Here is a 22,291-nt window from a genome sequence, read left to right as displayed (position 1 = left end):
AAAACTAGCTTTTCGTTTAAATAAATAAGAAACATAGACTAATGATAAAACCCGCATATAGTAAGTTCACAACACAAAATCCCATAATGTCACGAGCACCTAAACCAGCTATCGCTAATGCTGGTAATGCCCAGAAAGGTTGAAAGTAACGGTATTTGAATATTGATCTAGTTGATTGATATGCAGCAAGTGCAAAAGGATTTTATTTTCTTTTGTGGAATGTTATTTATATTTACCTTATTAAAATTTAGAAAGGAGAATATTTATGAAACATTCCTTAATGGAGACAAATTCAGAACCAGGAAAGAAAGAATCGTTGCTTACACGATGTGCAAATATATTTTCGAGATGGTCTCAGAAATATTTCCCGGATGCCTTTGTTATTGCAGTGCTGCTCACTTTATTTACTTTCATTATAGCTTTGTTGATGAATCCCTCAAATCCGTACAAAATCGTAAAATCTTGGGGGGATGGGTTTTGGACTTATTTAACGTTTACAATGCAAATGGTATTGCTAATGGTTACAGGGATGACGCTAGCTTCTGTCCCGTTTATTAATAGAGGCTTGCAGTCTGTTGCAAAGTTAGCCGATACACCTCAAAAGGCCTATACGATGACATTTTTAATCAGTGCAATTGCATACTATATCAATTGGGGACTAGCCGTAGTTGTGGGAGCTATCATTGCAAAGGAAGTAGCAAAAAAGAATCCGAATGCACATTTTCCATTACTTGTAGCAGCTGCTTATGCTCCGACAGCCTTATATAGCGCAGGTCTCTCCAGTTCTATTGGCCTGACAATTGCCACAAAGGATCATTTTCTTGTAGATATGATTGGAATTATTCCTACCTCACAAACAATCTTTAGTTACTCTACTTTAATTATTTTTTTCACTCTATTCATCACGATGCCAATTATTATTGTACTTATGGCTCCCAAAAGTGGGATTATCAGCTATAAAGCAATCGAAACTGATACAAATTCTTTTGTAAAACCTCCTCAAAAGAGTTTAACTCCTGCGGAAAAACTGGAATGGACACCAGTTTTAGGAATAGTATTAGGCGCAATCGGCACGTTGTATTGTGTTTATGAATTCATGAACGGTCATAGTTTAGATTTAAATATCATTAATTTGTTTTTCTTGTCACTTGGTTTGCTCCTACATGGTTCTCTTGGTAACTTTGCACAAGGATTCAAAGAATCTGCGCAATCCATTTCTCCAATTATCTTACAGTTTCCATTTTATGCAGGGATTATTGCTGTTTTAGGTAGTTCAGGTTTGGGAAGCTCAATCATTGAATGGATGGCATCCATTGCGTCAAAGGATACATTTGATATATTTACATATTGGTCAGCGGGGTTGGTAAACTTATTGGCGCCATCTGGCGGGGGGCAATGGGCTTTACAAGGACCACTGCAGGTCCCGGCAGGATTGAAGTTAGGTGTAGATCCGGCTACTATCGCTATGGCGGTAGGTTGGGGGGACGCATGGACAAATTTGATTCAGCCGTTCTGGGCATTACCTCTTTTAGGTGTGCTGGGATTGAAAATTAAAGACATTATGGGTTATTGTTTCATTCTTTGCATTTGGGTCGGCATAGTTACAAGTTTATTGATGTTATTTGTATATTAGCTTTAATAGGAATGCCATTACTATCAAGTAATACCATTAAAATGAAAAACCTATTCTTTCTGTAAATATATAGGAAAGGATAGCGTTTTTTTTATGTCTATTCTTGTATCTGATGAATTACAATTATTTGCTCAAGAATTTTAAAGATTGTTATCTCTAAATACCTTACGAGAGATTACTAGGGATGTTGGTTTTGTGCAACAAACAGATAGGTACCAAGTAAGTATTTAGTTACTTTATATGCTTGGATGAGTCAAAATACCACTAAAACTTCTTTCACATGTATGGAATGTACGTTTTTTTTATCCACAAGCTGTTCTTTATCAAGCTCAGCATGATGATCACCATTAACAATATGGTTGAAAGTATACAATATGGTATGGCAGAACCGAGAGTGTTGGAAGTACTACGAGAACTGTTGGACATTATTAATAAGCGACAATAAAAATTTTTTCCTGAATGCAAGAGGAGTTTTTTATTGGGAATAGTAAGGATGAGGGGAGGTGCATTACATATGGGAAAAGGTAGAAGTAATAATGCAGGTAAAAAGCAACCGAATTTCGATGATTCATCTAATTTCGCTAAACAAAGCCAACCGACAGAAAAGAAGAAGAAGTAAAAAAAAAAGATCTCTCTTTATCAAGAGAGATCCTTTTTTACTATATTGACGTTTTAGCACAACAGATCGAGTGTTCAATTAAATAGTCATAACTGTGCAAGGTTTAAACTCCTGCTTCCACTACTGTGGAAGCTTTTCTAAATGATGTGCAATATCAATATACATATTTGAGTAAGTCGAATGTATTTCATTACTTGGCGTTGCGTTAGAAGAGAAATGAACGATTACCATATTTGCTTTCGGATCGATGTAAAGTGTTTGTCCGTAACTACCTAACACTTCAAAAGCACCTTGTTCATTGTGCGGAATCCACCATTGATTATGATAAGAAATGGAAGCTCCAGGGCCAATTGCAAGTTCACCTTCTTGGACATTTTTTACACTTTCTGTAATAGAAGAAGGGAGAATGTGTTTTCCGTTATATTCCCCATTGTTTAATAGTAATTGCCCGAATCTCGCCATATCTCTAGCAGTTGCATTTAATCCAGCACTAGCTTGTTCTACTTTTGTTTCATCTGTAACGTAATACGCGTTTTCTTCCATACCAATTTGAGACCAAATTCGTTCGCTTACATTTTCAGCTAGTGATTTACCAGTAATAGTTCTAATAATCCAAGCGAGCGTTTCTGTTGATCCGTTATTGTAAGAAAAGGAAGAACCAGGCGGTGCAGTTTCTTCGGCTTCCCGTAACATATCATAAATTTTCATCGGACCGTCGTAATTTTTGCCGCGGGGTAAAATATTGCTAGCTAAATATAATTGTGCATCTTGATTTTCTAGCCCAGGTTGCTCATATCCATGAGTAGGATATTCAGCTGAAACTTGCATGTCCATTAATTGCTGAAGTGTGGCATTACCGAACGGTGTGTTTTTTAATTCTTTTATGTAAGTGTCAGCTGTTTTCTCTAAATCGATACGATTCTCTTCAGCGAGAGATTGTATAATTGCCCCGGTAAAGACTTTTGCTAATGACGCCATACCATGAGGTTCATTCTGTTTATACCCATTGAAATATCGTTCGTAAACAAGTTGTCCATTATGTACAACGACAAAAGCATCTGTTTTGTTATCATCTAAAAGTTTTTTTAGAGGAGTTGTATTTCCGAATCTACGCTCCACAGCAAAATCGTCTAAGTTTTGCAATGCGGAAGGGAAGTGAGCAATTTGGTCAGGATTGTTTTTTACGTCATTAACTAAAGTGAATTCTTTCATGTGTGTGTACGACCAACGTAAGTAAGGGGCATTTAACCAGTTTTCTTTTGTCACATTATGTTTTGATGGGGTCGTTTTATTTTGTTTGAAGTAAGTAAACCCAAGCCCTGTAATTACAAATATGAATGTTAGTATAAGTAAGAGTAGGGGAGATTTTTTTAGTTTCATATATGGCCCTCCTTTTTATTTCTACTATAAGTATACGCTCGTCTTGAAAGAAATACAAAATAAGGAAAGTAAACGGGGAAGTTTACTTTCCTTATTAACGCTAAGCGGAAATTTTTCCGTCTGTAGGTTGTTTCTTGAATTTTTGTTTTCGTCCGTGTAATCCATAATATAAAAGTAAAGTGAACGCAACGATAATAGCTGCGATAAAATACATATTATGATAACTGGATTTCGCTGCGACAATACCTAAAATGAAAGAACCAAAACCAATACCACTATCAAAGAATGAGAAATACGTAGCTGTCGCAGAACCACGTCTATGGTTTGGAGCGGCAGAAATCGCAATCGTTTGGAAACTCGGAATTAATGTTCCGTAACCTAAACCGATTAGCATACCTGCGCCAAGGAACCAAAATGAAGTTTGTGCTTGGCTTAATATGAACATTCCGATTGTGAAAATAATGATAGCAGGGTAAACGAGTACATTTTCACCGAAGCGATCAAAAATCTTTCCTGTAAATGGACGAGAAATGACAACAACAAGTGCGTATAAAATAAAGAAGTAACTTGCAATTTCACTTAAACCGAGTTCTTTCGCATAAATAGGAATAAAGGATAAAATACCACTATAAGAAAAGGCTAAAACAAATCCTGTAAGTGCAATCGGAATAGAAGATGGTTCGATTAAGTCTTTCCATTTCATTTTTTCACGTTTTTGTTTGCTAACAGGTGCTTCGTGCGGAATATCTACAAGTAGTCCTAATAAAAATGCAAGTAATGAAAATACGGAACAAACGATAAATAATACAGTAAACGAAAAATGAGAAATAATTGTTAAACCTAAAAAAGGACCAATTACCATCGGCAGACTCATAAATACGCCGAAATATGCAAGCGCTTCGCCTCGTCGATGAGCTGGCGCAACATCAGTTACAATCGTACCAGTAGCTGTCGTTGCCATCCCGAACCCAATACCGTGCAAGAAGCGAAGGGCAAGTAATAAGAATAAACTTTGCGCACCGAAATACATAACAGTAGCGGCTAAAAATAATGAAAGTGAAATAAATAATATTTTCTTTCTTCCTAAATCATCGAGCCATTTTCCTGTGAATGGTCTACATAAAACAGAAGAAATAAGAAACACAGTTGCAACTAAACCAATTTCCTCAGGTTTTCCTTTTAGGCCGTCTATGACATAGACAGGCAGAGTAGTCATAAGCATGTAAAATGTTAAGAAGAGAAATAGACTACTAAAACAAGTTCCGAGGAAATCCTTCGTCCAAAGTTTCTCACTTTGCATCGTCATCCCTCCAATTTAATCTAAATTTTTAATAATTTGTTGTAACACTTGAAATGCTTGATGTAAATCATCTTCGTTAATACCTTCTAGCGTTTTTTCTTCGAAAGTATCAACTTCTTCTTGCCATACTGGAATCATCTTTATCGCTGTTTCGGATAAAGAAATGAGCTTCTCGCGGCGATCTTTACCTTCTGTACGAATAATCCATCCCATCGTTTCCATACGTGTTAACGTACGAGTCATCGTTGGTGATTCAACATTTAAATACTGGCATAATTCTGTTTGCGTACAAGAACCAGTTTGATTAATGCGGAAAATAACAGCCCATTGCGCACTAAATAACCCTGTTGGAGATACACGTTCATTAAATTTCTTCGTAAACTTCCGAGAAGTCTGGCTGACGATGTGAAAAAAATGTTGTTTTTCGTCCATGTATTTTGATCCTTTCAAATTAGTTACCTAGCTAACTATATACTTTTTTATAATAATTGTCTAGTAATAGACATGTTGATTTATGTAAAAAATTCTTATAGGTTTTATGTTGCGAACGTATATTCTACGTGCTATTCTTTAATTAAGTAAAGAATTTTCTTTCTATTAAATAGAATGGGGGAACTTGTGATGATTAAGCCTGCAACAATGGAGTTTGTTTCACTATCGAACGGAGAAACGATTGCATATCAGGAAGTTGGAAGGCGAAATACAGATATTCTTGTACTCATTCACGGGAACATGACATCGTCACAACATTGGGATTTAGTTATTGAAAAGTTGCAAGATCAATACCATATTTACGCTCTTGATTTAAGAGGGTTTGGACAATCAACGTATAATCAGTCGATAGATTCATTACAAGACTTTGCAGACGATGTAAAATTATTTATTGACGAGTTAAAGCTAGAGAAATTTTCATTAATGGGCTGGTCAATGGGTGGTGGCGTTGCGATGCAATTTACAGCGAATCACCCAACTTTTGTAGAAAAGTTAATTTTAGTAGAATCAGTAGGAATGAAAGGATACCCAATCTTTAAAAAAGATACGAATGGGCAGCCGATTGTATCAAGTTTAGTAAAGACGAAAGAAGAAATTGCGCAAGATCCAGTACAAATCGCTCCAGTATTAGATGCGATAAAAAATATGAACAAACTATATTACCGTACAGTATGGAATCTATTAATATATACACATAATCAACCTGAACCGGATCGTTATGAAAAGTATTTAGATGATATGTTAACGCAACGTAATTTCGTAGATGTGAATTATGCGCTCATTACATTTAATATTTCAGATGAACATAATGGGGTTGTAGAGGGAAGTAAACAAATTCATCGTATTAAAGAGCCAACACTCGTCATACAAGGTGATAGAGATTATGTCGTACCGCAAGTAGTCGGTGAGGAATTAGCGAAACATTTGCCAAATGCAGAGTTGAAGGTATTAGAAGATTGCGGACACTCGCCGTTTATTGATTGTTTAGATGTATTTATAAAACATGTAGAGGATTGGTTAGAACAGAAATAATCCCCGAAATGAGAAGTGTTGCATATACTATAACATTTGTATGTATAAGGGGAGATTATCAATGCATAAACCATCCTTAATCGCTTATTCGCCATATAATCATCATATCTATACAAAAATAATGATAGATCCGATGTATATGCAAGTTTCACCAGCTGTAGTTCCTTTACAAATGCAGCAGCCACTAACAGCTCATATGCAACATTACTTATATGGACCTTCATTTTATGAAAATCCATATTTTAAACACTTTCATTACAATGTGAAAGCGCAAGTTTGGGAAGGATAAGATAACAAGCTAAAAGGTTCATTCTTTTAGCTTGTTTTTTATTGCGAATATTCGTACACGCATTTGAAGAAACAGTTTATAATGAAAAGTGGAAGCATGAGAAGGAGAGGGACAGAGGATGTCAATGCGTTTTACTTTTTGGATTATGGTTGGGATTGTAGCAATCTCGGGTTTGTCACAAGGAATGCTCTTACCGGCCATTGCAATGATTTTTGAACAAGAAGGGGTTAGTTCAAGTATTAATGGTATTCATGCGACGGCATTGTACATTGGGATATTAGTTATTTCGCCGTTTCTTGAAAAACCGATGCAAAGGTTTGGAATGAAGCCGATTATTGTTATAGGTGGGTTTCTCGTTATTATTTCATTATTCTTTTTTACACAAACATTTTCATTTTGGGTATGGTTTATCCTTAGATTTCTAGTTGGAGTTGGAGATCATATGCTTCATGTCGGAACACAAACATGGATCACGACAACATCAGACCCAAGTAAAATAGGGAGACAAGTATCGATATACGGTGTATTCTTCGGAATTGGTTTTGCCGTTGGTCCGTATTTAGCAAGCACTGTGCAGTACGGTCTTGCAACACCATTTATTATATCTACTATACTTTGTCTAATAGGTTGGCTTTTACTACTTCCAACAAAAAATGCATTCCCAGCGCAAGATGAAAGAGAAGTGAAGAGTGAATCATCATTTTCTCGTTATAAACAAGTTGTTGGATTAGGATGGATTGCACTGCTGGGTCCACTTGCATATGGCGTACTTGAAGCAATGCTAAACAGTAACTTACCAGTATACGCACTTCGTAAAGGGTGGTCTGTTTCAGATGTATCCTTCTTATTACCAGCATTTGCAGTTGGGGGTATTATTACACAAATTCCGCTCGGTATATTGAGTGATAAATACGGAAGGGACCGTATTTTAACGTGGACGTTTAGCATAAGTACGGGCATTTTTCTACTTGCCGCCGTATTTGATCAATATTACTGGATCGTCTTTGCCTGCATGCTTTTAGCGGGTATGGTTATTGGATCGTGCTTCTCTTTAGGGCTTGGATTTATGACTGATTTATTACCGAGACACTTACTACCAGCAGGTAATATATTATCCGGAATCGCTTTTAGTTTAGGAAGTATTATGGGACCTGTATTAGGCGGCGTATTTATAGAAAAAATACAGTATACAAGCTTTTTTATTGCGGTTATGATTATAATGGGAATTCTCGCAATGTTATATATGGTCTACATGAAAAATCAATTCGCATCAAGAAAAATAGAAAGTAGGTTAGGGCATGACAAAACAACCTAATAAAAAGAAATTTGAAGTACTTGAAAATGAAACAATTACAGACTGCTTAGCACGTATGGAACAAGAAGGCTACGCTCCGTCTCGTCGTATGGAAGAGCCAATCTTTCATGAAGTAAAGAAAGACGGCAAAACAGTAGTTGAGCCGTGCGGTAGGAAGATTGTTTTTGAAGGGAAATTGAAGTAATCCAATAACAAATTCTCTTTATAGTATAGAGCCATCCAATAGTTGGGTGGCTTGTTTTTTTATTAATCAATGAAGGAATTGAATAGAATGAATCTCTCGTTCATTTCTTCTAATTGGCTTCTTTATATGGGGCAAAAGATTGCTACTTTTTTCGTATATTGGTAAAATAAGTTCTTGGGTCTTACTTATTGTTATCGGTATAATGTTTGTCGCTTGAATGAAAGAAATTAGTTGCAAAAATTTCGCACTATGTAAAGGGGTACAGCAACGATCCCTTTTTTGGGAGGCACCTTAAACATAAAGCGAGAGAAGAGGCTATATGAACGATTCTCCTATCTTGTTTAAATATTAAACGAGTTACTGCAATTGGAACAGGTATATCAAACTAGTCGACATCCTGATGGATCATCTTTTTCTAGTAATCTATCACTTCTGATGGAATCGATAGATTGCTAGAAAGCGGAAAATAATTATTAGTATATTCCGAAGCAGGTGTAACAGAGTGTCCTTCCATAATTAAGGGTAAAACCAAAATACGTTGTTGTAAAGAATGATTTGTTAGAACTAGTTATAAGGAATAAAACAGAAAAGAGGATCACATGTTAGATACTTTACAGAGAAGTAAAAAGTTTTTTTTAGTATGTCTTATTTTTTTAGTGCTTTTAACCGCTTGTGGTAATACTGATGTTAAGACATCTAAAGCTTCATTACCACCGGCTGAATCCAATATAGATACATCATTAAAAGCACCAAATTGGGTAGATAAAAGTCCTATCCAACAGTCTCCTAATTTTACGGAAGATAAAAAAGTACAATCGGTTGTGAATTTAATAGCAACGGGTGATAATTTATATCATGACGCAGTAATTAAAGATGGCAAACAAAAAGACGGTTCATATGATTATAATTATATTTATGAAAATATCAAAAAAGCTGTTAAATCAAGTGATCTTGCTATCGTGAACCAGGAGACTCCGATTGCCGGAAATAATTTAAAAGTACAAGGATATCCGACTTTCAATACACCTGAAGAAGTAGGCCAATCTTTAGTGGACACTGGATTCAATATAGTGACGCAAGCGACAAATCACGCTATGGATATGGGTATTAAAGGTGTTGCGAATACAAGAGAATACTGGAAGAAATATCTGGATGTTATCCCGGTAGGTATTAATGAGAGTCAAAACGAGCGTAATGAAATAAAAACGATTACAAAAAATGGTATTCGTTTTGCGTTACTCAATTATACATATGGTACGAATGGAATTAAAATTCCAGCTGATAAGTCTTGGGCTTTAAATTTAATTGATAAAAAAGCGATACAAAATGATGTGGAAAAGGCGAAGAGTAGCTCTGATATGGTGATTGTTATGGTGCATTGGGGAGTAGAATATACCTCAACACCTTCAAAGCAACAAAAAGAAGTTGCTCAATATTTAACAGATTTAGGTGTAGATGTAGTAATTGGAAATCATCCACATGTAATTCAACCAATTGAGTGGAAACAAAATAAAGATGGACATGAAACGCTAATCTATTATTCTCTTGGAAATCTTATTTCTGCGCAAGAAAAACTAGAAACATTGGTTGGAGGATTATCTTATGTACAATTTGTTAAGTATGAAGATAAAACTTTTGGTATACGACAAGCGGCAATCGTACCGACAGTAACCGACTATGCTGATGGTAAGAAACAATTTAAAATTCAATTCTTAAAAGATTATTCGGATGAAAATTCTAAAAAACATGGAATTAAAAAGTTTGTCGGCCCCGTTTCTTTGAAGGATTTCAAGGAGATTCCTAGAGACGTGTTGGGAAATTGGTATAAAGACTAATAAACAAAAAGGGAATGAGATACAATTAAAAAATTTATAATTTTAGCATTGGTATTGGCAATGGGATGGAGTCTGGCTGCTTGTAGTGGAAAGCAAACATCTCAGGAAACTACTAATAATAACGATAAAAATAAAAATGAAATACATGCGAAGAAAAAAGATGTTTTACCTATCTCTGATGTTAATGATTGGAGAATTATCCTTGTAAATAGAGAGCATATGTTATCAAAGGAACTAGGAATTGAATTAACAAGTATCACCCAAAATGCGAAGCCAAATATGAAAATAGATAGTAGAATTGCAACTTCCTATCAGGATATGGTAGCAGCTGCAAAAAAAGAGGGAATCAATCTTTATTTAAGATCAGGTTATCGAGCTATAAAATTACAACAAACGTATTATGATGCTTCAGTTAAAAGCTATAAATCTCAAGGCTTGTCGGATAAAGAGGCTAGTGCTAAGGCATTGGAATATCTTCAGTATCCTGGTGCAAGTGAACATCATACTGGATTAGCGTTAGACATTATTTCAGTTGAATGGCAAAATACTGTAGAAGATTTAAATGCAAAATTTGAAACTACCGATGCATTCAAATGGTTAGATAAGAATGCTGCAGAATATGGGTTTACTCTCCGCTATCCAAAAGATAAAGAGAATATTACTGGCATTAAGTATGAGCCATGGCACTATCGTTATGTAGGAAAAGAAGTTGCTGTTTATCTAAAAGAAAAAGGGTTAACTTTAGAAGAATATAACGAAAAAATTAAGTCTGGTAAGTAAAAATATGCTTTAATTTTATTAAACATTATGCACTGCTACAGGAAAAGGTGAATCTGAGGATGTGTTAACCTTCCGCCTAGTATTGTAAAAACTGAGTATGATAATTTGAGCACGTATGAACCAGTTATCGTGTAAAAAGATGTATGTATTAAGAAATTAAAGTTAAGGATCTGATATTCATATCAGATCCTTTTTCTATTGTTCTTTTAAGCGCGACTGAGCCAAAATATTGGAATGAATATAAAAACAAAACAGCCCAAGGAATAGTAAAACGAGTCCGGGAGCCTACTCGTACGCTTCATTGGGATTATCCAGAAATAGTTGTTGATGAAATAAGAAAGAACTGGTCTTACTCTCAAGCAAGGATTTAATACGAATGAATTGGATAAAAGGTAATAATAAATACATAGTCATATTGATTAAAGTTTCACTTTATTGAAGAAAAATGCGAAAGCCATTCATAAAATATGGAAATGTTAAAATCCCTTTGATAAAATAGCAATATGTAAAAATAATTATTTGTTAATTCTTAATGTAATGAATATTCATGTTTAAATATACGGATTTAACTACATAGTTATTGTGCTAAAGGGGGAGAAAGATGTTAGATGAATTGTACAATGCTTTTTTAAATGCGTCTGGTTTTACAGAAAGTGCGAGGAAACGAGATCGGTATGATGATTTACATGATTATTTAAAAGATAAAGAAAGAGAGTTAAAGCAATTCATTCAAGAGGCTGAATCAGCGAAGAGAGATTATGAGAGTAAAAGTAATGGCTTAGAAGCTAATAAAATTCCGGCAGTTGAATTTGAACAAAAACGTCATGAAAAGGATGAAGACTTAAATACAGTATTATCCTATTTTAAAAGTGCATTAAGCGATATTGGATCTGCAAAAAGTACAGCTTATGCAAAGTATTTGGAATATAAAGCGAAAGCAGAATCGGAGAAAGCGTCAGCATACGCTGCAGCGACCAAGGCTTTTGAAGAAAAGAAAAAGGAATTTGAAAAACTTATCCATTAAGCATACAAAGAATGTGGGGGAACTAACATGAGTGGTAAAGAGGTTGAAATTATAGGAAGTAACACTGCAAGTGCCATTTCTTACGCACAAAACATTGAAAATGGTATGAAGGATTCTTTAAACCAAGCGAAAGACTTAAAAGCATATGTCACAGGTGCGAAATGGAATGGAAAAACGAGAGATGCATTTTTAAGTTATCTTGATTTGATCATTCAATATAATTCAGAAATGGTAGAGGCATTTGAAGGACATACGAAAGCTTTGAAAGAGTTAGATAAAAGCATTCAAACGTACGGAGATAAATCGGAAGTAAGGGCGATAAAACAACTGTGATGGAGAAACGAGGGATAAAAGAATGGGGAAAGAAATGAGTTTTGCACCTGCTGAATTATATGTTCTCGCAGGTGCAGCTGGGGTTACCGATATATTTGGATTGCCAAACCGTGACGCAATTATTTTACTTGATGCAGAATGTGTCACGAAAGCAACTACGAGTTTAAAAGAAAAAGGCCTACTTACAAGTGAAAATGGAATTACCCCTGCAGCTTTTCAAATAATTGAACTATTAAAGGAATATGAAAGTTGTCATGAATACACGAGAATGAATAATGTATTAATTGGCTTTTTGAAAGAGGATAAAGACCGAGTGGCTGTATTAACGGAAATAGAACCAAATAAAAAATACGAGATCGACTACATACCAAAGCCAGACGTATATTTTTCCTTATTAACACGCATCCCTTTCTTATTGAGAGAACCGAGGGAAATAGAAGATACATTTTTCTCAAAGAGAATGACAGAAGAAGAACAACAAACATTTGAGGAAAAAGATTTATCAAATAAAAACGTTATAGCGATAGAAACGTATACGAGGCCTCGAAGTAATAGAGGAGGAAAATGGGAATGTTTCTTATATTTCACTGAAGGAGAAGATTTCGTTCAAATAGATGTAGATCGTAATCGATATGACTGGGTGAGCCTCTATGCGGTTAATAAGAAATTGTATGACGTGTTAAAAATGCCATATAAAAAGTTAATTGACCCGAGACAATTCTCGTTAGGAGGTATTCAATAATGCAAGTATCAATGGGAGATAGTGGTTCTGGTGGTGGAGAAGAAGTATTAGTTAATTTTCAAGAACTACTAGATATAGTAATGAAGTTAGAAAATATATATAAAATCCATGTAGACGTCATTGGAACGAATATTGAGAGTTTATTAAGCTGTGATTTTTATCAAAAAGGTGAAGCGATGAGAGTAATTGAAAAATATCCTGATATATTACACAAAACACTAGAATTGGCTGAACACTATTCTAGGTCAGCGACAGTTGTAGGGAATGTATGTGTAGAAATGCTTGAAAAGGACGAACAATTACGTGAAATATTAAGTAAGTTGTAGAAATCACCATACGGCTGGGGGGATGAAAACGAGATGGATGTGAAATATAGACCTGAACCATGGCAAAACATGGGGGATGGTATGAATCGAATTACAAAAGATGCACTCATGAAATTACGGGAAGCAAATGAATCATTAAAAAGAATTGATGGAAGAATACGAGATTTAGACTCGGATGGTAGTATACATTTTAATCCTAAAGATCAATCGCAAAAAATCGGGGAATTACTTGATAGTTATACGACATTACAAAAATATTGCGGAGAAGCAGGGCGATTGGTGTCTGAACATATAGATAAACCTTTTTTAGTAGAAATGGATAAATTCGCTCAAAAAATGAGAGATACATCTATTCTCAGTTTTGAAACAAATAACCGAATTGGCTCTACAACAACGACAGTATTACCAGGTGCGCATGCAGGCTACGGAAGTGTACCACAAACAATACAGAAGAAGAAAGATAAAATAACAGTAGAAGATATTTTTAGAGATTCTCCTGCATTTGATAACGTACTTAGGGCAGAATACAAAGAACTAAAAAAACAAAATCCAGATGCAAAATTAAATTATGAAGAATACAAGAAAGTAGTCCCATCCACACGAGGATTTGAATACAAATCAATAGAAGATGAACAGAAAAAACTAGAAATGGTGCGAGATATAGGAATAGGCGTAGGAATCATCATCACAACAATCCTTTGTCCACCACTCGGGGCCGCTGCCGCAGTAGTATACGGCGCTGTACAAATAAAAAGCGGTATCGACGGAGAAGACTGGGGAACACACCGGAAATTGAGCCAAGAAGAGCGGGTAGGAAACATCATTTTTGGCGGATTAGATGCAATCCCAGTTGTTGGAGCAGTAGGAAAAGGAGTAAAAGCATTCAAAGGCACGAGTGAATTAGCTGATTTAGCCAAATTATTAAAATTCAAAGAAGGAATGCCTGGTTTTAATCCAAATTTGGGTAAAAATGTGGTACAATCGCTTAAGGAAAATAAGACTTTAAAAAATGCACTAGATGCTATGAAAAATACTCCTATTCCAGTAGCAGTTAGGACGGTGGATACTGGAATAGGAATGAAGCTTCCTTATATAGAATCTTCAACTGTTGGAGAAGTAGCTGGAAAGTTTTCAAAGGCAAGTACGGCAGCTAAGGATGACGCTTATCAACTTGCTAAGGGTAGTGGAGGTTCAGGAGTTAGTAAGGAAGGTAGTGTGGCTAAGGGGACGGGTAAAGAAAGTAAGATTGATATTGGTAAAACTGATATAGATGCACTAAGGAAAAAATGGAATGTTCCAGAAACTGAAACAGTGGCAGTTGGAAAAACTGATGTAAAAGGATTAGAAGATTTGAATTTTGAAGGAGGATCGCCGAAAGTACGAAAAGAAGCTGGATTACCTGATTTAGATGAAGTAATGCCTGACAGGAATATTAAAGCCCCAGGGACTAACCCATTGTTCACTAGGCATGCAGAGGAAGGGGTTCTGAATGAATTTGATTCAGCAGTAATAAAGGCAGGTATAAAACCAGAAGATGTAACAGGAATATTAAAACTTCATCAATCGAATCCTTCAGGTGTATGTAGAAAGTGTTATCAAGGATTAGCGAACGATAAAGTTCCGCCTGGTGTGTTAAAGCAATTAAGTTTAAAATATCCTAATCTAAAAATCGAAGTAACATCGGAAACCGATGAAAGCATTAAAGTAACTGGTAGGCTTAATCTAATGATTAAAAATGGAAAGTATATTGATTAGTTGGAGGTTAATTATGGCTAATACTAACTTTAGTAGTTTAACAGAAGATGGTAAAGTAATATTTTTTCTTGGACTTTCAGAAAAAGTTTTGTCGGTATTTTCTCAAAAGGAAGATCAAATTTTAGCCCAGGAAGTTATATTTAAATGTTGGGAATGGCTAAAAGGTAAAGAAAATATAGGGGATATTCTTTATGAATTATTAGATAATGAGGAAAATGGTATAACAATAATTCAAGAGATGTCAGATAATGAAACAGATGTCATAGCTTGGAACTGTGTTATTGATGCAGTTGCTTATACTAGTAGAAAAGCATTTGAAAGAGAAGGTGTCAAATATTATCCAGAACCAATTGCTTTAGTTGATGATACATTAGTAGACCATTTTATGGATTGTTTCGCGAAATGTATAGAGAATTCAGATAGTTATATTCAGAGAATAAATTTTTTATTGGATGATTATAAGAATGGGAATATTGCGAGTGATTTGCGGACAGAAGTTTTAAGGGAATTACAAATACAAAATTAACTATTACTCTATTATTTTATGAATTTTTTTTGATTAGAGTTATCAAATTAGAAAAGGATGTTTGCAGTTTAGAGTTGCAAGAATTCCTATTATGCATAGAAAAAGCACTTGATTTCCTTTTAGGTAACAAGTGCTTTTGTTTTCTTATAAAGTATTTATGTCTGAACGATTAAAAATGCTTACTTGAAATTCAAAACTCATGATGGTTGTACCATCAAGACATATTGTTCTAATACAGGTTTTGTGAGAAAAGTATGATAAATAGGCGAGATGACACTTTACTGGTTCACGAATATAAACACATGGAATGGATATAAAACTAACGAACTCGTACAAACTCGTAAGTTTTAACGTAGTAGTTGTTACCACATATAAAAGGTGGAAGAGAAATTATGCTAAGGGATAAAATCAAAAATGATATATATTTTAACGAATTTATCGATTATGAGGAAAAGAGAATAGAAAAGTTTTTAATATTGGTTGAAAAGGTTATTGAGGAAAGAGGCAAAGATGATAAAGGTGTAAAGAATGGATATATAGCATTACAAGGGTATCATTTTAATAAATTAAGGGCAATGTACTCGGCAGGTTGTTCTATTCAAACTATTCGTGATTTTTTACCTGAAGTAATAAATATAATGGAAAAAGTGTGGAATAAAGAAAGTGGATATATACGTATGTTATGGATGATATCTATAGCAGTAATGCTAAATGTTGAAGATAAAGAATTTAATAGACTAATAGCAATGGTAAGGAAAGAAGGATTAAATGATTATTTAATTAATTATTTTATTGCTTTTAGAAATAGTGAGCCATCAGATTTTTATGAGCAGAGAGAGTTTTATGTAAAATATCCATATGTAAAATTAAAAGAAGTAATTGAGAGTAATAAAATTTCACAAGAGAATTCTATAAAAAATTTAGTGGAATATATAAAGGAATATTGGTATAAGGGACATTCAGAAGAAGCATGGTACGATGCACATGAAAATAAACATGACATTTATAGTGGTTACTGGAGTTTTGAAAGTGGAGCAATCGCTAAAATTTTAAAATTAGATGACTCAACCTTGAAAGATAGTTCATATTACCCTTATGATATGGTGCATTGCCAAGAAAAATAAATGTTAGAATCCACAGTGATAAACTTTTATACTGTGGATTTTTTAAATTTGTGTTTCAGTACCTACTGAGGGTACGGGTGAAGTTGGAAAAGGAATTCTGATTTACTTGATAATACTGGTAGATTTAAAGATGCTGAGTTGCAATCTAAGTATGATGTATATTGTGAAAGGAAATATAAGAATAGTGAAGCGCCTAAAGAGCCACTGGAGTGGAAAGAAGCAAGTGAAAAATGGGCATCACTTAAAGAGCAGGGGCAAGAATTTTCTGATGAAAGTTTTAATCTATTTTCACAACAGTATGAAAACGCTGAACGAGAAATAACCATTGTTACACATGAAGGGACTAAGGTAAGAGTTGACGCAATTGCATCTGATGAATATGGGAATGTTATTATACAAGAATATAAAAGTTCCGCTACTGCTCCCTATACTACTAATCAAGAAAAGGGATTCCCTGAATTGAAGAATTCTGGTGGAAAGGTCGTAGGTGAAGGAAAGGGAGATTTTTCAGGGGGATACGAAGTGCCTAGTGGAACAAGACCACAAATTGTTCGTCCTGAAGGGACAACTTATTTTGATGAATAAATGAGGTGAGAGATAAGTGTCAATATTAGACAAAAATAAAATAGATGGAATTGGCAAGAGTATGGGTGAAAATAAGTTAGCATTAATGATTGCAGATCATTTAGATTGGGAAAATGAACTTCAGCACTTAACATTGTTACAAGATAAAATTAATGCCTATGTATCTTTTATTGAAAGTGGGCAAATCTATAGTGTTTATCCGGATGCTAAGTTAGTAGATGGCTTTATATTCGATTTAAGATTTAAATATAAACCAACTGAAAATTGTAATAAATTATTGGAGGTTTTTAGGAAGAATACTCAAGATTTGAGGATTGAGTTTAAAATATATGAATCTTAGGTAGTTTGAATTGGAGATGTAATATGAAAGCAAATAAAGCATTTGAGCGCGTATGTAATCTAATATCTGAAAAGTATTTAGATAATGGCTGGAAATATTCTAAGTCTGGTCATTGGATGAGTAAAAAAGATAAAAATTTCATTTATAAGGTACTCTTTTATACAAGTTGGAATAATATATCTGATAAAAATGTAGTATTTTATGGTGAATGCGCAATTCTTCCTTTAAAATCTAAAGATAAAATATTTCATATTAATACACGTCAGTGCAATGTACCAAGCGGTCAGTTATATTGGAACATAGCAAATGAGGAAGAGTGGGAGCGGACAGTTAACGAATTCACTAATTGGTTAAATAGTGTATTTATGCCAATTGTAGAAAGGTGTACGAATGATTTGAACAACTTTGTAAAAGAGGTTGTTGAAAGGGGTTTTTATCCTCAAAAGGGTTATATGGTAGATATTAATTTTATATTAACGCACGGGTCGCGTGAATTGGCAGAGGAAGCTATCAAAAGATACTATTCCAGTTTGGAAGAGTCAATAAAAAAAGAATTTAAAGATAACTATGAAAGTATGGTGTGTGGTAATAAAGCAGTTAGTGCATATGGTAATAATATGATGAGAAATTACACCAATTTTAGAACTATCATAGATAATAAAATAATTGTTACTTTATAGTACATCAAATGGTTTGACTTAGTAAGCGATAATTGGTAACCCAATTATCGCTTTTGGTTTTAAATAAGGGTACGGGTGAAGTTTCTAATAGTAGTGAAAAATTAAGTAGAATAGAATACTTGCGTAATAAATATGGTCGATTTACTCCACGCAAATTAAATCATAGAATTAATTTGCGTGGTGCTGTAGAAAAAGAGGTTGAAAGATTAAATACATTAGGGCTAACCAAAAACGAAATGGGTCCAGCGGTTGCAGGAACATTTGATAAAAATACTGGAAAATATTATTTTGGAATTAACAATACTGACGGTGATATTCCAGTTACATTGCACACAATTATTAGGGATCGGATAGAGAACATGCCTAGTAGCGTTAGAGATGGTTATAAATTTACGTATGGAGCAGGTTCCCACGCAGAGGTATACTCCTTGAATCAGGCATTACTTGCGAATCCCAACGCACAGCCAACAGATTTTATTACCCACGTCGTAAGATCTGGTAAGAAATTGAAACCGGCTGGTATGATGATGCCAACCTATCCACATTGTAATTTTATTACTGAAGGATTTGAATTTAGTTCAGAGGTGAGAAAAATTGGAAAATAAGATGGATGTATTAAGTAAAGAATATGTATTAGAACAGGGTATAGATTTTGATGAGGAACTATGGTTTACCTCTTACAGCGATGAAGTGCTGGATAACCCAGAAGATGAAGGTGGAAAACCTTTTACTGGATTAGCTTATGAGTTATATGAAAATGGGAATCTAGCGTATTACTGTTATTATAAGAATGGTTTTAAAGAAGGTAATTATGTTAAATTTCACCATAATGGGAAAGTTAAATCTATAGATTACATGATAAAAGGACAAACAAGAGGTATAAGAAAAATTTGGTATGAAAGCGAAGAACTCAAATATGAAGGAACGTTTAAGTTTGGCGTTTGTTTAAAATATACTGAATGGGATAAACAAGGGAATATAATTAGGCAAAAAGTTGCTCCAACAAAAGAGGAATTAAGACTAATTACCCGATTAGCTGATTGTGATGATAATGAATAATTTTGATGAAAAGAAATTAATACAAGAGTTTTCAAAAATCCAAAGTGAATTATCACCTAGAATTAAATTAGAAAATAATTTTCAAATAGAAGAGATACAATTTATCGCAGGGGTAGATTTGGCTTATTGGAATGTGAATAAAACTAAGTATGGTACATGTTGTATTGTAATCATTGATTATGGTACAAAGGAAGTTGTCGAAAAAGTATACAGTTATGGAGAAATACCAATCCCGTATATTCCAGGTTTCCTTGCATTTAGAGAGTTACCTTTAATAATAGAGGCAGTTAAAAAGCTAACAAAGCAACCAGATATATATATTTTTGATGGTAATGGATATTTACATTATCGTCACATGGGTATTGCTACTCATGCTTCCTTTCTGCTAAATAAACCAACCATTGGTGTAGCAAAAAGTTATCTTAAAATTCGAGATGTAGATTTTATTATGCCAGAGAATCTAAAAGGATCTTACACTGATATTGTAATAAATAATGAAGTCTATGGTCGAACTTTAAGAACGACCAAAAATGTTAAACCTATTTTTGTTTCTTGTGGGAACTGGATTGATTTAGATACAAGTACTGAAATTGTTATGAACTGTATTAATAATGAAAGTCGTTTACCTATTCCTGTTAGATTAGCAGATTTAGAAACACATAAAATGAGGAAGAAGTTAATAGGAGAATAAAACAATGTATTCTATATTTATTAAGCAATAACTACAAGTAGAATGCATTTATATAAACTTGTAAGTTTTACCTAGTATTTGTCACAACATGTAAGGCTATCGAACTGTTACTAAAAAACTTTCAAATTTAATACTACTTAAAAATATATAAATTTAAAGCACTTGATTGTCTACGAAAGGCAACAAGTGCTTTTTTAATAGATAAGCATGCTATAAAATTTTAAAAATTATTTTTGTGAATTAAGGCTAACCCAAATTACTGGTATTATATAATTGGAAATACATTAGCAAAAGGTGCGGACTCCATATCCCCAATCTTTAAAGGTGTAGAAATACTGCCAGATGGAAGTGTCGTTAGAACTGGAACGAACTATAGCGGGAAATTCCAAGAAGCCCATGATGCCTCAAAGGCGAGTATTCAGAATAGGATCTCGAATTTGGAGAGTCCGGATCTACAATTCGATTTTATTAGAGTTGAAACAGATATAAAGAATACTGATACTGGATTCGGTGTTGATGAGTTAAAGGTAAAGGACTGGAATAAGAAAATAGATTAATTCATAGGGAGGATACAATGATAAACCAAAAAAAGTTAGAAATGGCTTTTAAAAAATATAGCAAAAATTTTGTGGATGGAATCAAATTTGAAGATGTGAAAGATAAATATAATGTCAGTAGAAGAAAGATTGAGAAAATCGTTGAGCAAAATGAAACAGAGAAAGATCACATCCTACTAATAAATTTAAGCAAAATTTTCTCATATCACTTGTCACTATGGAAAAACGATGTATTGATAAGCGGTGGAAACAATGTAGAAGGATTAAAGAACATGCAGAAAGTCTTATTTTACCAGTGCATGGGACAAGATCTTTATAAAATCAGATATCCAAAGATGATTTTGGGGTATACGTTTAGAGAAGTCGTCCTCACATTAGTTCATTTTGCAATGTATGGATGGGAGAAAGAAGAAAATATATTATATGATTTTATGGTTCATCACTTCGGTGGACATTTAATAGATGCTAATGAAGAGAATAGACATATTTGGTTTTTGCTAGAGCTATACTCGCAGTATAGAAATAAAACCATCATGGGGACAAATGAAAAATTGCATCTAGTCGTGAAAAATAAGTTTAAAGAAGCTGAACTGCGATGCGATTTAATCCCTGAAGACCTAAATATATATGATGAAGTGTTAGGACGTTGGTCGACTCGTGACTTAGAAGAAATAGAATATCTAATTTCGATAATGTCTCAGTATCATTCTGCGTTAGCTTCTGAAATCGGACAGCTAGGTGAATTTGGTGATTTCAGATACGGATTTTATCCTTTTGAAATATTATTTTTAATCCATGTAAGGAAACAACTAGGGTTGCCAGTACCTACTCAAATCGATAATTTTCTGATGAATACTTCAGAAGCTAGAATGGTATTTGGGGAACATGAGTCATATCCTGAATGGGATCCCGTACTTCAGATGATTGATCAATTTTATCGTGAAAACTATCCGGAATATATTCCTAACAAGCATGGAGAATTATTTCAATAAAAGGGAGGAAGCTAAGATGCCTGATCAAGGGATAGCGCAGATTATATTTCCTGATAGCAAGGATTTGGAAACATTTTTGAAGGAACAAGGAAGTTATGACTTACATGAAGACCTATTAAAATATGGATTGACAACGAAACAGTTTTTATACGTTGACTATAAAGGTGAGCAATACCAAGAAATTGTCAATTTTATTCTTGATTACGAATTTGCCCACCAAATTGAATTAGCAACACAAGAAGAACTTGAGAGATTAGAAGCATTTAATTATGAATTTTTACCCGATAAGATCAAGATGGCCAACAAAATACTGTCACCAAAGGGATTTGGTCTGTTTTTATATCCAAATTCGGGCGACTTTTATGCATTATTCATTGGGAAAATAGAGAATATAACAAAAATCCTGCAAGAAGAGGTGTTGCTTGATGATAGAATTCCTTTTCAAGAAAGGTGTATCAAATATTATAGATAGGCCTAAGGTTGTATGCCTTCACCCTTGAATCCGATCAAGATTTTTTTATAAGTTAATATCAAGATTGCATAACCACCTAGAATGTGCTATTTTTGGCCACGTGCAATTTTAATAACACCATGTGTTACTACAAATGCATTTAAACTTTTCACCTCCTGAATTCGAAATAATAAAAATGTTTTGGATTTGGGAGGGGTGATAATAGAGATAGAAAATAAATTGAGAA

At 34.1% G+C, this 22,291-nt stretch carries 25 protein-coding genes and 2 pseudogenes; 23 read left to right on the top strand and 4 right to left on the bottom strand.

Annotated elements, in window-relative coordinates:
- Window positions 1-16: 16 nt before the first annotated feature.
- Window positions 17-142: pseudogene (locus ACTFSL_RS18870) on the bottom strand (TIGR00366 family protein); the annotation flags it as partial.
- Window positions 143-265: 123 nt separating this feature from the next.
- Between ACTFSL_RS18870 and ACTFSL_RS18865 the strand changes: the two are divergent.
- Window positions 266-1,633, top strand: coding sequence for a short-chain fatty acid transporter (locus ACTFSL_RS18865; RefSeq protein WP_440042204.1), 1,368 nt, complete (start codon window positions 266-268; stop codon window positions 1,631-1,633).
- Window positions 1,634-2,372: 739 nt separating this feature from the next.
- Here the strand turns inward: ACTFSL_RS18865 and ACTFSL_RS18860 are convergent.
- The 3 genes from ACTFSL_RS18860 to ACTFSL_RS18850 form a co-directional block, all read right to left on the bottom strand.
- Window positions 2,373-3,632, bottom strand: a complete 1,260-nt coding sequence (locus ACTFSL_RS18860) for a serine hydrolase domain-containing protein (RefSeq protein WP_440042203.1) — start codon at window positions 3,630-3,632, stop codon at window positions 2,373-2,375.
- Window positions 3,633-3,732: 100 nt separating this feature from the next.
- On the bottom strand, window positions 3,733-4,932 hold the full coding sequence (locus ACTFSL_RS18855; protein ID WP_001190318.1) for an MFS transporter: 1,200 nt from the start codon (window positions 4,930-4,932) through the stop codon (window positions 3,733-3,735).
- 15 nt (window positions 4,933-4,947) lie between these two features.
- A complete protein-coding gene (locus ACTFSL_RS18850) occupies window positions 4,948-5,364 on the bottom strand; it encodes a MarR family winged helix-turn-helix transcriptional regulator (protein ID WP_000343680.1) in 417 nt (138 codons plus the stop codon).
- A gap of 189 nt (window positions 5,365-5,553) precedes the next feature.
- Between ACTFSL_RS18850 and phaZ the strand changes: the two genes are divergently transcribed.
- The 22 genes and pseudogenes from phaZ to ACTFSL_RS18740 all read left to right on the top strand — a co-directional run bounded on the left by phaZ (window position 5,554) and on the right by ACTFSL_RS18740 (window position 22,065).
- The gene (gene phaZ / locus ACTFSL_RS18845; RefSeq protein ID WP_400154767.1) at window positions 5,554-6,456 is read left to right on the top strand and encodes an intracellular short-chain-length polyhydroxyalkanoate depolymerase; all 903 of its coding nucleotides are present in this window, start codon (window positions 5,554-5,556) and stop codon (window positions 6,454-6,456) included.
- A 61-nt stretch (window positions 6,457-6,517) separates the two neighbouring features.
- Window positions 6,518-6,745, top strand: coding sequence for a hypothetical protein (locus ACTFSL_RS18840; RefSeq protein ID WP_000549500.1), 228 nt, complete (start codon window positions 6,518-6,520; stop codon window positions 6,743-6,745).
- Window positions 6,746-6,863: 118 nt separating this feature from the next.
- On the top strand, window positions 6,864-8,060 hold the full coding sequence (locus ACTFSL_RS18835; RefSeq protein ID WP_000062798.1) for an MFS transporter: 1,197 nt from the start codon (window positions 6,864-6,866) through the stop codon (window positions 8,058-8,060).
- Window positions 8,044-8,244 (top strand): NETI motif-containing protein, encoded by a 201-nt coding sequence (locus ACTFSL_RS18830; protein WP_000166303.1) that lies wholly within the window; start codon window positions 8,044-8,046, stop codon window positions 8,242-8,244. Before ACTFSL_RS18835 ends, ACTFSL_RS18830 begins: the two co-directional genes overlap by 17 nt.
- 599 nt (window positions 8,245-8,843) lie before the next feature.
- The gene (locus ACTFSL_RS18825) at window positions 8,844-10,079 is read left to right on the top strand and encodes a CapA family protein (protein WP_400154768.1); all 1,236 of its coding nucleotides are present in this window, start codon (window positions 8,844-8,846) and stop codon (window positions 10,077-10,079) included.
- Between the two features lie 48 nt (window positions 10,080-10,127).
- Window positions 10,128-10,859 (top strand): M15 family metallopeptidase, encoded by a 732-nt coding sequence (locus ACTFSL_RS18820; protein WP_000241995.1) that lies wholly within the window; start codon window positions 10,128-10,130, stop codon window positions 10,857-10,859.
- Window positions 10,860-11,460: 601 nt separating this feature from the next.
- Complete coding sequence (locus ACTFSL_RS18815; protein WP_061457482.1) at window positions 11,461-11,883, top strand: hypothetical protein; 423 nt, start codon at window positions 11,461-11,463, stop codon at window positions 11,881-11,883.
- A gap of 27 nt (window positions 11,884-11,910) precedes the next feature.
- Window positions 11,911-12,216: a WXG100 family type VII secretion target gene (locus ACTFSL_RS18810; RefSeq protein WP_000014535.1), complete on the top strand. Its 306-nt coding sequence runs from the start codon at window positions 11,911-11,913 to the stop codon at window positions 12,214-12,216.
- Between the two features lie 22 nt (window positions 12,217-12,238).
- Window positions 12,239-12,958 carry a DUF5081 family protein gene (locus tag ACTFSL_RS18805; protein ID WP_000514125.1) on the top strand — a complete coding sequence of 240 codons (720 nt, stop codon included), beginning with the start codon at window positions 12,239-12,241 and terminating at the stop codon, window positions 12,956-12,958.
- A complete protein-coding gene (locus tag ACTFSL_RS18800; RefSeq protein ID WP_001198201.1) occupies window positions 12,958-13,284 on the top strand; it encodes a hypothetical protein in 327 nt (108 codons plus the stop codon). Before ACTFSL_RS18805 ends, ACTFSL_RS18800 begins: the two co-directional genes overlap by 1 nt.
- Window positions 13,285-13,317: 33 nt before the next feature.
- Window positions 13,318-15,039, top strand: a complete 1,722-nt coding sequence (locus tag ACTFSL_RS18795) for a hypothetical protein (RefSeq protein ID WP_431819151.1) — start codon at window positions 13,318-13,320, stop codon at window positions 15,037-15,039.
- Window positions 15,040-15,052: 13 nt separating this feature from the next.
- A complete protein-coding gene (locus ACTFSL_RS18790) occupies window positions 15,053-15,565 on the top strand; it encodes an Imm6 family immunity protein (protein ID WP_078384807.1) in 513 nt (170 codons plus the stop codon).
- A 392-nt stretch (window positions 15,566-15,957) separates the two neighbouring features.
- The gene (locus ACTFSL_RS18785; RefSeq protein WP_400154443.1) at window positions 15,958-16,689 is read left to right on the top strand and encodes a PoNe immunity protein domain-containing protein; all 732 of its coding nucleotides are present in this window, start codon (window positions 15,958-15,960) and stop codon (window positions 16,687-16,689) included.
- 138 nt (window positions 16,690-16,827) lie between these two features.
- On the top strand, window positions 16,828-17,274 hold the full coding sequence (locus tag ACTFSL_RS18780) for a hypothetical protein (protein WP_033659867.1): 447 nt from the start codon (window positions 16,828-16,830) through the stop codon (window positions 17,272-17,274).
- Between the two features lie 16 nt (window positions 17,275-17,290).
- Window positions 17,291-17,614 (top strand): DUF6572 domain-containing protein, encoded by a 324-nt coding sequence (locus ACTFSL_RS18775; RefSeq protein ID WP_000025256.1) that lies wholly within the window; start codon window positions 17,291-17,293, stop codon window positions 17,612-17,614.
- 23 nt (window positions 17,615-17,637) lie between these two features.
- Window positions 17,638-18,294, top strand: coding sequence for a hypothetical protein (locus ACTFSL_RS18770; RefSeq protein ID WP_326038433.1), 657 nt, complete (start codon window positions 17,638-17,640; stop codon window positions 18,292-18,294).
- A 119-nt stretch (window positions 18,295-18,413) separates the two neighbouring features.
- Entirely contained in the window at window positions 18,414-18,899 is a 486-nt protein-coding gene (locus ACTFSL_RS18765) for a YwqJ-related putative deaminase (protein ID WP_025708740.1), read from the top strand.
- A 1-nt stretch (window position 18,900) separates the two neighbouring features.
- Window positions 18,901-19,353, top strand: coding sequence for a toxin-antitoxin system YwqK family antitoxin (locus ACTFSL_RS18760; protein WP_050595094.1), 453 nt, complete (start codon window positions 18,901-18,903; stop codon window positions 19,351-19,353).
- Window positions 19,346-20,044 (top strand): endonuclease V, encoded by a 699-nt coding sequence (locus ACTFSL_RS18755; protein WP_400154444.1) that lies wholly within the window; start codon window positions 19,346-19,348, stop codon window positions 20,042-20,044. Before ACTFSL_RS18760 ends, ACTFSL_RS18755 begins: the two co-directional genes overlap by 8 nt.
- Before the next feature lie 239 nt (window positions 20,045-20,283).
- Window positions 20,284-20,490: pseudogene (locus ACTFSL_RS18750) on the top strand (hypothetical protein); the annotation flags it as partial.
- Between the two features lie 128 nt (window positions 20,491-20,618).
- A complete protein-coding gene (locus tag ACTFSL_RS18745; protein WP_000609922.1) occupies window positions 20,619-21,593 on the top strand; it encodes a hypothetical protein in 975 nt (324 codons plus the stop codon).
- Between the two features lie 16 nt (window positions 21,594-21,609).
- Complete coding sequence (locus ACTFSL_RS18740; RefSeq protein WP_001113308.1) at window positions 21,610-22,065, top strand: hypothetical protein; 456 nt, start codon at window positions 21,610-21,612, stop codon at window positions 22,063-22,065.
- The last annotated feature ends 226 nt before the right edge of the window (window positions 22,066-22,291 follow it).

Origin of the sequence: Bacillus cereus group sp. MYBK108-1, assembly GCF_051917185.1 — a bacterium.
In the GTDB taxonomy this organism is placed as follows: Bacteria; Bacillota; Bacilli; order Bacillales; family Bacillaceae_G; genus Bacillus_A; species Bacillus_A cereus.
The sequence above is the reverse complement of the archived record's forward strand: the minus strand, read 5'-3'. Positions and strand labels throughout refer to the sequence as shown.

What these genes read in the sequence shown, in the direction of transcription:
- ACTFSL_RS18865 (WP_440042204.1), top strand. Translation starts at nt 266, where the DNA reads ATGAAACATTCCTTAATGGAGACAAATTCAGAACCAGGAAAGAAAGAA.
- ACTFSL_RS18860 (WP_440042203.1), bottom strand. Translation starts at nt 3,632, where the DNA reads ATGAAACTAAAAAAATCTCCCCTACTCTTACTTATACTAACATTCATA.
- ACTFSL_RS18855 (WP_001190318.1), bottom strand. Translation starts at nt 4,932, where the DNA reads ATGCAAAGTGAGAAACTTTGGACGAAGGATTTCCTCGGAACTTGTTTT.
- ACTFSL_RS18850 (WP_000343680.1), bottom strand. Translation starts at nt 5,364, where the DNA reads ATGGACGAAAAACAACATTTTTTTCACATCGTCAGCCAGACTTCTCGG.
- phaZ (WP_400154767.1), top strand. Translation starts at nt 5,554, where the DNA reads ATGATTAAGCCTGCAACAATGGAGTTTGTTTCACTATCGAACGGAGAA.
- ACTFSL_RS18840 (WP_000549500.1), top strand. Translation starts at nt 6,518, where the DNA reads ATGCATAAACCATCCTTAATCGCTTATTCGCCATATAATCATCATATC.
- ACTFSL_RS18835 (WP_000062798.1), top strand. Translation starts at nt 6,864, where the DNA reads ATGTCAATGCGTTTTACTTTTTGGATTATGGTTGGGATTGTAGCAATC.
- ACTFSL_RS18830 (WP_000166303.1), top strand. Translation starts at nt 8,044, where the DNA reads ATGACAAAACAACCTAATAAAAAGAAATTTGAAGTACTTGAAAATGAA.
- ACTFSL_RS18825 (WP_400154768.1), top strand. Translation starts at nt 8,844, where the DNA reads ATGTTAGATACTTTACAGAGAAGTAAAAAGTTTTTTTTAGTATGTCTT.
- ACTFSL_RS18815 (WP_061457482.1), top strand. Translation starts at nt 11,461, where the DNA reads ATGTTAGATGAATTGTACAATGCTTTTTTAAATGCGTCTGGTTTTACA.
- ACTFSL_RS18810 (WP_000014535.1), top strand. Translation starts at nt 11,911, where the DNA reads ATGAGTGGTAAAGAGGTTGAAATTATAGGAAGTAACACTGCAAGTGCC.
- ACTFSL_RS18805 (WP_000514125.1), top strand. Translation starts at nt 12,239, where the DNA reads ATGGGGAAAGAAATGAGTTTTGCACCTGCTGAATTATATGTTCTCGCA.
- ACTFSL_RS18800 (WP_001198201.1), top strand. Translation starts at nt 12,958, where the DNA reads ATGCAAGTATCAATGGGAGATAGTGGTTCTGGTGGTGGAGAAGAAGTA.
- ACTFSL_RS18795 (WP_431819151.1), top strand. Translation starts at nt 13,318, where the DNA reads ATGGATGTGAAATATAGACCTGAACCATGGCAAAACATGGGGGATGGT.
- ACTFSL_RS18790 (WP_078384807.1), top strand. Translation starts at nt 15,053, where the DNA reads ATGGCTAATACTAACTTTAGTAGTTTAACAGAAGATGGTAAAGTAATA.
- ACTFSL_RS18785 (WP_400154443.1), top strand. Translation starts at nt 15,958, where the DNA reads ATGCTAAGGGATAAAATCAAAAATGATATATATTTTAACGAATTTATC.
- ACTFSL_RS18770 (WP_326038433.1), top strand. Translation starts at nt 17,638, where the DNA reads ATGAAAGCAAATAAAGCATTTGAGCGCGTATGTAATCTAATATCTGAA.
- ACTFSL_RS18760 (WP_050595094.1), top strand. Translation starts at nt 18,901, where the DNA reads ATGGATGTATTAAGTAAAGAATATGTATTAGAACAGGGTATAGATTTT.
- ACTFSL_RS18755 (WP_400154444.1), top strand. Translation starts at nt 19,346, where the DNA reads ATGAATAATTTTGATGAAAAGAAATTAATACAAGAGTTTTCAAAAATC.
- ACTFSL_RS18745 (WP_000609922.1), top strand. Translation starts at nt 20,619, where the DNA reads ATGATAAACCAAAAAAAGTTAGAAATGGCTTTTAAAAAATATAGCAAA.
- ACTFSL_RS18740 (WP_001113308.1), top strand. Translation starts at nt 21,610, where the DNA reads ATGCCTGATCAAGGGATAGCGCAGATTATATTTCCTGATAGCAAGGAT.